General features: G+C 32.9%; 1 protein-coding gene. It reads left to right on the forward strand.

The features are described from left to right. Positions 1–277 (forward strand): hypothetical protein (locus tag AAEZ02_RS22370; RefSeq protein WP_351125225.1); only part of this gene is annotated, 277 nt, incomplete at both ends.

Genomic DNA, 277 nt, shown 5'->3' on the forward strand with positions numbered 1-277 from the left:
GTCTATTACTTGCTAAATTTTCTAAAGATACTGATTTAGATGGCATTATTTTAGAAGATGATTACTTAAAATTATATGCATTAGTGAAAAAAGAAATTCAAGCAGCAAGTCCGAAACGAGCTTTAAATCTGAATATCGCTCTCATGAACTTGGCCATGTACAATAACAGACTTCAAGATGCGCTAGATTTGGTTGAACTCATTAGCGAAGAAAATAAAAAGGAAGGCGCATGCTATTATTATGCAAAACAGGTTGCACTTAAAGGTTACTCTTATTC

It is taken from the genome of Shewanella sp. T24-MNA-CIBAN-0130, from assembly GCF_040310185.1.
GTDB classification, from domain to species: Bacteria; Pseudomonadota; Gammaproteobacteria; order Enterobacterales; family Shewanellaceae; genus Shewanella; species Shewanella psychromarinicola.